The following is a 10,809-nucleotide window of genomic DNA, read 5'->3' as shown; positions in this document are numbered from 1 at the left end:
ACTCAGGCTACAAATAAAGGAGGGCAGTGCTTGGGTAAGCGGAGGTGTTCACGCTTACCAGAATTAGCGTTCACGTTTACCAGAATATGCAGGGCTATTGCGAGGAATTCCAACGAAGATCCAGCTGTTCAAAATGGCTGCGCAGTTCATATTTAGAAGGTGGAATTGGTATTACCAATAACCCTGGAGATTGCCGAATTATCCGTAAGCTTTGACAGCAGCATAAATAACGACCCTGCCGACGGCTGAGCGCCGCCTGTGCCACTATATACGACGCCAAAATGGTGACAGCCAGCGACAACCAGTAACTCATCACGCCCTACCATAGGTATCCTCAAACCGCACAATATCATCCTCACCCAGATACCCACCGCTCTGCACCTCAATCAGCTCAAGGTTGAACTTGCCGGGGTTTTTCAGCCGGTGAACAACACCAATAGGAATGTAGGTAGACTGATTTTCAGTCAGTAGAATTTCCTGATCACCATTAGTTATCAGCGCAGTGCCTTTAACCACAATCCAATGCTCGGCACGATGATGGTGCATCTGCAAAGAGAGCTGGGCACCGGGCTTAACGGTAATGCGCTTGACCTGGAAACGGTCACCTGTATCAATGGAGTCGTAAGCCCCCCATGGACGATAAACCTTGCGGTGCAGTTTGACCTCGGAACGGTTTTCCGTTTTCAAACGATCAACGATCTTTTTAACATCCTGCACGCGGTCCTTATGGGCCACAAGGATGGCGTCATCACTTTCGGTGATCACCAGGTCATCAACCCCCACCGTGGCAATCAATTTTTTCTCACTGCGCACATAGGTGTTGCGTGTATCGCGAAGCAATACATCGCCCAGAGTGGAGTTACCCGCATTATCCTTTTCAGAAATATCAGCCAGCGAAGACCAGGAGCCGACATCAGACCACCCGGCATCCAGAGGTACCACCACTGCATCGGTGGTTTTTTCCATCACTGCGTAATCAATGGACTCATCCGGGCAGGCCTTAAAGGCATGCTCGTCCAAACGAACAAAGTCCAGGTCGGCACTTTGTACTTCCATCGCTTTTTGGCAGGCTTCAAGAATATCCGGACGAAACTGGTTCAATTCTTCCAAATAGCGGGAGGCTTTGAACAAGAACATGCCAGAGTTCCAGTAATAGTCCCCAGAGGCCAGATAACCCTGAGCCGTTTCCAGATCCGGCTTCTCTACAAACTGATCGACTGAGTAGATAGTTGTGAGTGATGGATTATGGGTTGTGGATTCAACGTTTTTACCCGCTATTACCTCTACCCGATTCCCTATTATCTGTTCACCCGCCTTAATATAACCATACCCTGTTTCCGGATGGGCAGGCACAATACCGAAAGTGACCAGTTTCCCATCGCGGGCCGCTGGTAATGCCGCCTCAACAGCCTGATGGAAAGCCTTAACATCGTTAATCACATGATCCGCTGCCAGGACCAGCAGGATTGGATCGTTATCAGTTGTGGGTTGTAAGTTTTGAGCCTTAAGAGATGCCAGAGCGACTGCCGGGGCGGTGTTCCGGCCAGCAGGTTCAAGAATAATCCCTGAGGCTTTGCGGTTCATCTGGCGAAACTGTTCTGCCACAAGGAAACGGTGCTCTTCATTGGCAATCACCAATGGAGCGGCAACAGAGTCCAGCCCATCCAATCGGGATACTGTGTTCTGCAACATAGTCTGTTCGTTGACCAAGGGCAGAAACTGTTTTGGGTATAAAGAACGGGACTGAGGCCAGAGGCGGCTGCCGGAGCCGCCGGACATGATTACGGGTATTAGGTTCATAGTTTTTGTTATGAGCTGTGAGTTATGGTTTTTGTACAGTGGGTTGTGGGTTGTGGGTTGTGGGTTGTGGGTTGTGAAAAGAATGATTCTTGGGTGTGAGAGGGAACTCATCACTTATAATTCACGACCCATCACTAAAATAATCCTTAGTATGTTGATGGACCTGCTGAGAAGCCAGCAATTCATCAACGGTAAACCAGCGATAATCCTGATGCTGATCAGCTGGAAGATCATTGAGACTAATATCCAGCTCCAATTCATAACCCAACACCACATAATGAGTACTGAAGTTATCACCAAAAAAATTATCCGGGTAGAAATGCTGATAAGGTCCTAAAAACCGGGCTTGAACAAAACTTGCATCACATCCCAGTTCCACTTTAACCAGACGGCGAAAAGCGCTTTCCACCCGTTCGTCTTTCTGAATTCGCCCACCTGGTACAAACCAAAACCCTTGGGCAGGGCTATTACTCCGTAGTCCCAACAGCACTTGCTTCTGGCGATTACGCACAATCAAATCAATGGAGACCAGGGGCGAAGAGGCGACAACTGTTTTGAAAGTTTCGAGTCCAAGCATAGGGTTGTGTTAATGATGAAGTAGGAATAGTTAATGGTTAAAAGTGAACAGCAATTACTTATTAACTCTCAACTCATACCGACCGCAACTGAGCAGCATGTTCAAGGAACCAGCGGTAAGTCATACCCAACCCATCTTGCAAAGAGACCGAAGACTTCCAGCCCATCCGATGCAAACGGGAAACATCCATCAGCTTACGGGGTGTACCATCAGGCTTGGAGGTATCAAACACAATGTCACCCTCAAAACCCACCACCTGCTTCATGGTCTCGGCCAGTTCTCGAATGGTGCAATCCACCCCGGTACCCACATTAACATGGGACATCATGGGTTCGGTATGTTTGCAATAAATGGCCTTATCCAGGTTCATCACATGGAGGCAGGCTGCCGCCATATCATCCACATGAAGAAACTCTCGCATTGGCATACCGGTTCCCCATACGACGACTTCTTTACTTCCCCGCAGCTTCGCTTCATGAAAGCGGCGCATCATGGCCGGGATTACATGGCTGTTTTCGGGATGGAAGTTATCGTTTTCACCATAAAGATTAGTTGGCATTACCGAGCGGTAATCAACGCCGTACTGCCGGTTATAAGATTCACACAGCTTGATACCAGCAATCTTAGCGATGGCATAAGGCTCGTTGGTGGCTTCCAGATGGCCATTAAGCAACTCAGTTTCCACCATAGGCTGCTGTGCTAACTTCGGATAAATACAACTGGACCCCAAAAACAGCAGTTTCTTAACGCCTGCCGCAAAAGCCTGATGGATAATATTGCACTCTATCATCAGGTTTTCATAAATAAACTCAGCCGGGTAAGTGTTATTGGCATGAATACCCCCCACTTTTGCCGCAGCAAGATACACTTGATCAATCGGTGCAGAGTGGAAAAACTCAGCTACAGCACTCTGGCTGGTTAGATCCAGCTCACTGCGACTGCAGGTAATTAAATCAATATCAGCTTGTTCAGACAGCTGACGAATAATAGCCGATCCCACCATGCCTTGGTGGCCAGCAACAAAAACTCTTTTCATAGGAATTATTTGATTGAACGCCCCGGCACAGGCCGGGGTCAATTATGTCTTGAACATGTTAGCCTCGGTTGTGAGTTTTTAGTCATGGGTTATGAATAGAGAAAGTTCTCACCCTCTCAGCTCATACCCCAAAACTTATAACTACTACTCCCGCGACACTTTCACATCGTAGCCATGCTCTTTCAGCAAAGCGTGCTGCTTGGCCTTGGACAGGTCATACTCCACCATTTCTGCCACCATTTCTTCCAGTGTGATCACCGGTTCCCAACCTAGCCTGGCGTTGGCATTGGATGGATCACCCAGCAGGGTTTCAACCTCAGCTGGACGGAAGTAACGGGGATCAACCGCAACCACCTTCTGGCCAAGTGTCAGGGCCGGAGCGTTATCACTCATAATCTTCTCCACATAGGCACACTCATTCACACCGGAGCCTTCCCAGCGCAGCTGAATACCAATGGCCTTGGCGGTGAAATCTACAAACTGTCGTACAGAATACTGGACACCGGTAGCGATGACAAAATCTTCCGGGTGTTCTTGTTGCAGCATCAGCCACTGCATCTCTACATAATCACGAGCATGGCCCCAGTCCCGCAGGGCATCCATATTTCCCAGATAGAGGCACTGATCGAGCCCCTGAGCAATATTAGACAGACCACGGGTAATTTTACGGGTAACAAAGGTTTCACCACGGCGGGGTGACTCATGGTTAAACAGAATGCCATTACAGGCATACATGCCATAGGACTCCCGGTAGTTAACAGTTATCCAGTAGGCGTACATTTTCGCCACGGCATAGGGCGAGCGAGGATAAAACGGTGTAGTTTCCTTTTGGGGAATCTCCTGTACCAAGCCATATAGCTCGGAGGTAGAAGCCTGATAAAAACGAGTCTTTTTCTCCAGCCCTAAAAAGCGGATTGCTTCCAGCAGGCGTAGAGTACCAAGAGCATCAACATCAGCAGTGTATTCCGGTGATTCAAAGGACACCGCTACATGAGACTGTGCTGCGAGGTTATAAACCTCATCCGGCTGTACTTCGCTAATAATACGAGTAAGGTTTGAGCTGTCACACAGGTCACCATAATGAAGCTTGAAGTGTTGATTTTCTGTGTGTGGGTCTTCATAGATATGGTCCACACGACCTGTATTAAACAGTGAAGCTCGACGTTTAATGCCATGTACTACATAGCCTTTTTTCAACAGAAATTCGGCAAGATAGGAGCCATCCTGACCAGTTACCCCAGTTATAAGTGCGACTTTTTTTGACATTTATGTATCACCGTATTTTCAAAGTGAGTAGTTATGGCTTTTATGAGTTAAGGGTACTCAGTGGTTTTATGAGAGCTATCATGGGTTGTAGGGATTACAGGGAATAGTTGAAAGTGACATGAAGATAATGAAATTCACAATGATCTGTTCTTTCTGCCCAATCCATGGTTCTGAAAAAAACAAAAAATTCATTTAACTTTTACTGGTAATGATAAAATCCTTACGGAATACCAAAGGCAGAATCTTAAGGCCATCTATAAAATATCGTCTTAATTTACCTTTAGGGTCTTTTATAAAACGATATAACCATTCCAATGCCAGTTTTTGCATCCATAGCGGGGCTCGCTTCTCCTTGCCAATAAGAAAGTCGATAGAAGCACCAATACAAAATGCTTTACAGGGAAAATCAACTTCCTGCTTCAAACGATACGCAAGAATCTCCTGCCGTGGCGAACCCACTGCCAGAAACAATACTTCTGGCCGATGATTTGTAACAAATTCAATACAATATTTCACCGCATCCGGGCTGTTAATAAACCCCATAGGCGGATAATGGTGAAACAGTTTTTGCAAATGATATCGTTCTTTGATGTAAGTGATTGCAGTCTGATCTCCCCCAATAATGGCAACTTTCCGATTTCTAAGAACACCCGAGTTAAATAGATACTCTGTCAGGTCACTACCTGGTAAGAAAGATATATTGGCACCGTGAAAAAACCTGGACACAAGCTGCAATACACGGCTATCTAGAATTGCAATATCGGCTGCCCGATAAGCACCAACAAATAAAGTGTCTCTGGAATCCACGTAGCGCACCAGGTGATCCACATTAGGCGTGACACAATATTGCAAAGACTCAATTTGCCCCTCCTTAATCCACTGCTCAACTTGTGGGGCGGTATAATCGCATAATGGGATACCCAATAAGTAACCCTGGGTTTCATGACCGTTTACATTAAATGAATATTTAGTCATTGGGAGAGAATATCATCTTTCATAGAAGATTTAACTATCAAAAGTTTTGGAATTCGAGCCAGAAAAACAAAATTACCAATAATATAACGACCGAAAAGTCGAACAGGCTCCTGCAAAAAACGATACAACCATTCCAACCTTAGCTTTCTCAATATCAACGGTGCACGAGAAACTTTACCTCCAAGAAAATCCAGAATGGCACCAGCATTCAAAATTAGCCCATTGGGTAGATGCTTAACTAACTCATTCGCTATTTTCTCTTGTTTAGGCATACCCATAGCTAAAACAACGATCGGCCTTTGAAACTGCCTCCAATTAATCTTGTTAATGTAAAACTCATTAGGCTGAAAGCCATCAAAGATAAAACAGACATTCCCCCCCTTACACTCCAGTGTTTTTTTGGCATTTTCCAGCCATGGTGATTCCGTACCCAGTAAAATAATTTCCCGTTTCTGCTGAATAGCGCGCTCCAGTAACTGGGGAATAAAGTCCGTACCGTTCATGTTCTTTCCTGGGGCAATTCCAAGAGTTCGACATAACAGACTAATGCCAACACCATCTCTGAATAACCAGGTTGAAGAACTCAGACTATCAAGAAATAACTGATCATTTACTGCCAAATTGAAGGCATGAGCATTTAAAAACGAGATTATTGTTGGTTCAAGAGATGCTTGATCCAAGCATTTCTGAATAATTATCTGGTGATCAGTACTCTCTGAAACAATGTGTAACTTATGACACAAAAGCTGAGTGATATTTTTATAGCATCTAATGCCAAACATAACTTTATTCATCTTTTATTTTTCAACTTCTTTTGCATGTTGGCTGATCAAATGATCATGGTGAATTGGAGAATTATTCTGTTGATACCAATATATTCTTCTAAATAGTAAAATACTGCATCTGATTAACCTTTTTACAGGTGGGGCCAGAATGTAGGTTAAGCATTAGTTACCCTAGTTACTGACGTTAATATCTGAAAACGATAAGCTAAAATGCGAAAAAACCTTATTTTGATCGTAGTGAAAACATTAATTCCGGTAATATTTTTTTGAGTAAATAATGTATCTGATGACTTACAAAAAGTACACTTGCCATAATATGGGAAGCTTCCATAACTTTCCGACGGATACGGTAATCCTCCTTCAAAGCCTTTTGCCTTTGTACCACAGAAATACCATCAAGATAAAATTTGCAAATTTTAATTTGGAGTCGCAATGGGGGCCGGTTAAAGAAATCACAGGCCTTAATGAACTTACACATCAAATCATAATCGCCACTGAGTTGGTAACGCTCATCATAACCCACCAATGCCAATAATTGGTTGTTAAAAAGCATTGCTTGATGGGATGTAACCATACCCTTCAACGCATGTTGAGGTAAACGGGAGCAGCTGAGGTGCTCAGTACCGCTTTGACTGATATTGACTGCATCCCCATAAATCAACAAAGGCATAGGCTTCTCGGTTATGTTTGCAAAATAAAGTGACTCACGAAGCTTATGGATAACATCAGGCCCATAAAGCTCATCACCACTGTTCATATAAAGACTATAACCACGGTGTTCGATGTAGTTACGCCCTTTGTTCATGGCGTTGTAAATACCCGTATCCGGTTCGCTAAGCCAGCGCCAGGCAAAAGGTGGCCTTATTGCTTCGAGCCACTGTTTGGTACCATCTTTTGAATTACCATCAATAACAATCCAGCAGAATTGTTGATCTGACTGACTTAACAGGGACTGATAAGTTCGCTGGAGTTCTTTCAGGTTATTAAAGGTGACAGTAATAATATCAATATTTTGTTGCATAAAAATCCGTTCACAAGAAGAGAGCTTTAACTGATTCACTTAAAAGAAGTTAGCATTTTTTGGAAATGAACTGGCTTTACAAAAACCATGCCGTAACACGCTTGCTGTGTTGGCAGAATCAGACAATCTGATTCTGACAGCCGTTATACACAAAACTAATAAGCTTTACACTTTCAACCTCTACAACACAACCATCAATTGCCTGTCGGCAGGCCCATTTTGATGGGTAAGGGACTATTGTCAACTACTCAACCACTTTATTTTTTCTACAGCGGGGCCATAGTGTAATTCAAAGACAAGGGATAAAATCCACGAAATTCTTAACCAACTTTTATAACTGGTTTGATCAATAGCACAAAAAATATCACTTTCATGATGAGTTTTTACCTGATAACCATCTAATGTTAAAAAATCGTGACTCTCTGGATAGTTTTCCCAAACGGGGGTATTCGACTAAATTCAAGTAAGCCAATACAGCAAAAAACAATCCATAAGTTTGCCCACCAAACGTCATGATATTAGAGTAAACAGGGTTCAATAGTGCAAAGACGATAGAGTAACGGATGGCAACCACCAACGGTCTTTTATCATCAGGCCGACCAAATGCCCAAACCAGATTGTTACGGAAATAGAAAAATATTAGTGGAATTGCTAACAAGCCAAACCGGTACCAGATGCCATAAAGTCCCACATCTGATAGGTAAAAATGGCGATTATAAACTTGATGAAAACCACCTTGCCATTGCAAGGAAAGTGCCCCCATACCTACCAGATTATTGTTGAAAATTTCATCCACAATAACCTGTATGGTCACATCCCTGACCCTGGGGCCATGATCATGGGTGGCTTCCTCATAGAGCTTTTCGAAGGTTTCGACCTGCTGCCCGGCCCAATCCGGGAATAGCGCAATAACCAGTACCAAAGTAAAAAGGGTAACATATCCCAACTGCACGACACGGAAAAGCTGCTGACGAAAAGCGACCAGAGTCATCAGCAAAAGCATTGCCATCATGCTTCTGGTTTGAACAACAAACCACAGATAAGCGACACACACCAATGCCAGTAACATCCATTTAATAGCAGCCTTTGAAAACAGATAAGGCAGACGACGCAAGTTTAATATCGCAAGCAGATACACCAATCCAAGAAACGAGCTGCCAAAGGTAAAACGCCCTGCACGAAACCCAGTGTAAAGATCTTCTAAATCTTCAATCGCACCCTCCACCTGGAAAGAAACACCAGCGCGGACTTGCAGAATTTGCAGTGCATAGAGCGAACCTAATGCCACACACGCCAAAAAGGCAAAGATAATGTACTTCTCTATTGTTTTCACCGTAATGTGTTTTTTTAAAAGACCATAAAATAGTGGGAAAAAAATCAGATAATGCAAAATTCGTCGTTCTTCCAGCATGCCATAACTTATAGGTTGACCAAAGCTCAGCCATGCCAGCAAAGGGGAAAGTAGTATAGTACTCCCTACCAATAACAGAACCCAATACTCATAAAAAGTGCCCTGCCAGCGGCGTTTGATGATAATCTGCCAGGCACAAATAGAGAGCAATATGAAAACAAACAGCTCCCGAAAAAAAGGGATACCAGAAGTTTTAGAATCACTTAAAAACAAAAAACCCATATTAAAAAGGATCAATATAAAATAGGGGTGTTTTCGTTTGACAGAAAGTAAATTAACCATTTATTGAAAGTTATACAACTAAGAAACGGGAAGCAACTCAACAACCACCCTCTAAAGCCGGTGGTTTTAACCTGGGAGCCTAATGAACTGAAGTACCATTAACTTGGGTAAATCTGACAATTTTAGAATAATTGACTACTTCACCTTTTAGTAAGTTTGTGTACTCACTAAATATACAGTTTGGAGATGCATATGTCAGCATGCTCACATTAAATTCATTGATATTATTAAGAAGTTTAAGCGATGATAAAACACCCATAAAAAAATAGTCTTCATTAATAAATTTACTCATATATTCCTTAGCAATCTTCTGATATCAATGCTAAATACAATCGTACGAGATAACTCAGAGATTAATATAAATGACAAAACAACTCCGATCATTCCAACATCAATTCCGAATCTATAAGAGAAAAATGAACCCAAAATAACCAAGGCAACTCCATAAGTAGCTTGGCTTTTAAAATTATTTGTGCCATTGAGCAGCATCGTGAGTGCAATATTTATGCTTGATAAAACCATCCAAAATGCACACAACATTAAAAGTGTAAAACTTGGAACCACTTCACTACCTGCCCATATATCAATTATCAACTTCCCAAATAGAACAAAAATAATAGAAGAAGAAAGAGATATAATAAGTACTGAAACAATGGATCTTTTTAATGTTTTAGTTATCCATGCCTTATCTCTTTTATAAAATGCTTCTCCATAGGCAGGCCACAAAGATTGTAAAGAAACATTAATAAACATCAAAACAGCACCTATGATTCGCTGAGTTACAGCAAAGGTTGAAACCTGCGCTACACCCACCAAGGATGATATAATCAGTATCGGCATATTTTCTTTTAGAGCAAAAGAAAACTGCGCAAGAAAATTCCACCCCCCTGTACTAATTACATCCTTAAAGTGTTGTGTTCTAATAAAGTAGATAGAGGGACACATCTCTCTATTTTCCACTTTAGAAAAATAAAATATCGTATAAACAAAATAAACAATACTTGGCGACACTATGAACAAAACAGACAAAAGATAGAGACCGAGATCAAAGTATATACTTATAAAAATAAAGAACAACCCCAATACTCTTCCTAAGCAGAGCAGTAGGTTTGCCAAATAGTTTTTTTGATAACCAACAAGAACTCTTTCAATTAGGTTTATAGGAATACAAGCTATAAATGCAATGCAACTTAATTTTACTGCCATTATTGATTCACTATAAAGATCCTGACTATTAACATTAAACTTAAACAGACGATCAAACGGAACATATGAGTGAGAAACAAGAAAGCAAAATAAGATAAAAACTATCAAAACTGAAACCAGAAAATAACTTGTCGAAATATAAATCTTTGGGTTGACTTTATCATCATTACCATAACACCTTGTAAGTGCATTTTGCAGACCAATACCTAACCCAAAGTCACTTAGGGTTAAAAAACTTACAAGCCCTGTAATAGTCATCCAAACACCAAAACGTTCAACCCCCAAATATTCCAATGTAAAAGGAATCGTTACTAGTCCAGAGACTATAGTTATCGACTTTGCTAAAATACCCGTTACAATCCCTTTAAATATACCTTTATCTCTTTGAGATTTAATTTTATTAAAAATCATAAATACTTAAAATAGAAAATGCTTGCTGTGGATTTGATA

9 protein-coding genes are annotated in these 10,809 nt (G+C 42.2%); all 9 read right to left on the bottom strand.

The window, feature by feature from the left end; all coding sequences use genetic code 11:
• Positions 1–312 precede the first annotated feature (312 nt).
• The 9 genes from ACO6VE_RS10150 to ACO6VE_RS10110 all read right to left on the bottom strand — a co-directional run bounded on the left by ACO6VE_RS10150 (position 313) and on the right by ACO6VE_RS10110 (position 10,770).
• Positions 313–1,800 (bottom strand): mannose-1-phosphate guanylyltransferase/mannose-6-phosphate isomerase, encoded by a 1,488-nt coding sequence (locus ACO6VE_RS10150; protein WP_422461134.1) that lies wholly within the window; start codon positions 1,798–1,800, stop codon positions 313–315.
• A gap of 121 nt (positions 1,801–1,921) precedes the next feature.
• The gene (locus tag ACO6VE_RS10145; RefSeq protein WP_422461132.1) at positions 1,922–2,377 is read right to left on the bottom strand and encodes a GDP-mannose mannosyl hydrolase; all 456 of its coding nucleotides are present in this window, start codon (positions 2,375–2,377) and stop codon (positions 1,922–1,924) included.
• 73 nt (positions 2,378–2,450) lie between these two features.
• Positions 2,451–3,413, bottom strand: a complete 963-nt coding sequence (gene fcl, locus ACO6VE_RS10140) for a GDP-L-fucose synthase (protein WP_422461130.1) — start codon at positions 3,411–3,413, stop codon at positions 2,451–2,453.
• 144 nt (positions 3,414–3,557) lie between these two features.
• Positions 3,558–4,679 carry a GDP-mannose 4,6-dehydratase gene (gene gmd, locus ACO6VE_RS10135; RefSeq protein WP_422461128.1) on the bottom strand — a complete coding sequence of 374 codons (1,122 nt, stop codon included), beginning with the start codon at positions 4,677–4,679 and terminating at the stop codon, positions 3,558–3,560.
• Between the two features lie 192 nt (positions 4,680–4,871).
• A complete protein-coding gene (locus tag ACO6VE_RS10130; RefSeq protein ID WP_422461126.1) occupies positions 4,872–5,654 on the bottom strand; it encodes a WecB/TagA/CpsF family glycosyltransferase in 783 nt (260 codons plus the stop codon).
• The gene (locus tag ACO6VE_RS10125) at positions 5,651–6,334 is read right to left on the bottom strand and encodes a WecB/TagA/CpsF family glycosyltransferase (protein WP_422461124.1); all 684 of its coding nucleotides are present in this window, start codon (positions 6,332–6,334) and stop codon (positions 5,651–5,653) included. Before ACO6VE_RS10125 ends, ACO6VE_RS10130 begins: the two co-directional genes overlap by 4 nt.
• Positions 6,335–6,662: 328 nt before the next feature.
• Positions 6,663–7,460: a glycosyltransferase gene (locus tag ACO6VE_RS10120; RefSeq protein ID WP_422461122.1), complete on the bottom strand. Its 798-nt coding sequence runs from the start codon at positions 7,458–7,460 to the stop codon at positions 6,663–6,665.
• A 370-nt stretch (positions 7,461–7,830) separates the two neighbouring features.
• Positions 7,831–9,093 carry a hypothetical protein gene (locus ACO6VE_RS10115; protein WP_422461120.1) on the bottom strand — a complete coding sequence of 421 codons (1,263 nt, stop codon included), beginning with the start codon at positions 9,091–9,093 and terminating at the stop codon, positions 7,831–7,833.
• 348 nt (positions 9,094–9,441) lie between these two features.
• A complete protein-coding gene (locus ACO6VE_RS10110; RefSeq protein WP_422461118.1) occupies positions 9,442–10,770 on the bottom strand; it encodes a lipopolysaccharide biosynthesis protein in 1,329 nt (442 codons plus the stop codon).
• Positions 10,771–10,809: the final 39 nt, after the last annotated feature.

It is taken from the genome of Endozoicomonas sp. ALB115 (assembly GCF_049310245.1).
GTDB lineage: Bacteria > Pseudomonadota > Gammaproteobacteria > Pseudomonadales > Endozoicomonadaceae > Endozoicomonas.
This window is presented reverse-complemented; position numbering and strand designations above follow the sequence as displayed.

What these genes read in the sequence shown, in the direction of transcription:
- ACO6VE_RS10150 (WP_422461134.1), bottom strand. Translation starts at nt 1,800, where the DNA reads ATGAACCTAATACCCGTAATCATGTCCGGCGGCTCCGGCAGCCGCCTC.
- ACO6VE_RS10145 (WP_422461132.1), bottom strand. Translation starts at nt 2,377, where the DNA reads ATGCTTGGACTCGAAACTTTCAAAACAGTTGTCGCCTCTTCGCCCCTG.
- fcl (WP_422461130.1), bottom strand. Translation starts at nt 3,413, where the DNA reads ATGAAAAGAGTTTTTGTTGCTGGCCACCAAGGCATGGTGGGATCGGCT.
- gmd (WP_422461128.1), bottom strand. Translation starts at nt 4,679, where the DNA reads ATGTCAAAAAAAGTCGCACTTATAACTGGGGTAACTGGTCAGGATGGC.
- ACO6VE_RS10130 (WP_422461126.1), bottom strand. Translation starts at nt 5,654, where the DNA reads ATGACTAAATATTCATTTAATGTAAACGGTCATGAAACCCAGGGTTAC.
- ACO6VE_RS10120 (WP_422461122.1), bottom strand. Translation starts at nt 7,460, where the DNA reads ATGCAACAAAATATTGATATTATTACTGTCACCTTTAATAACCTGAAA.
- ACO6VE_RS10115 (WP_422461120.1), bottom strand. Translation starts at nt 9,093, where the DNA reads ATGGGTTTTTTGTTTTTAAGTGATTCTAAAACTTCTGGTATCCCTTTT.
- ACO6VE_RS10110 (WP_422461118.1), bottom strand. Translation starts at nt 10,770, where the DNA reads ATGATTTTTAATAAAATTAAATCTCAAAGAGATAAAGGTATATTTAAA.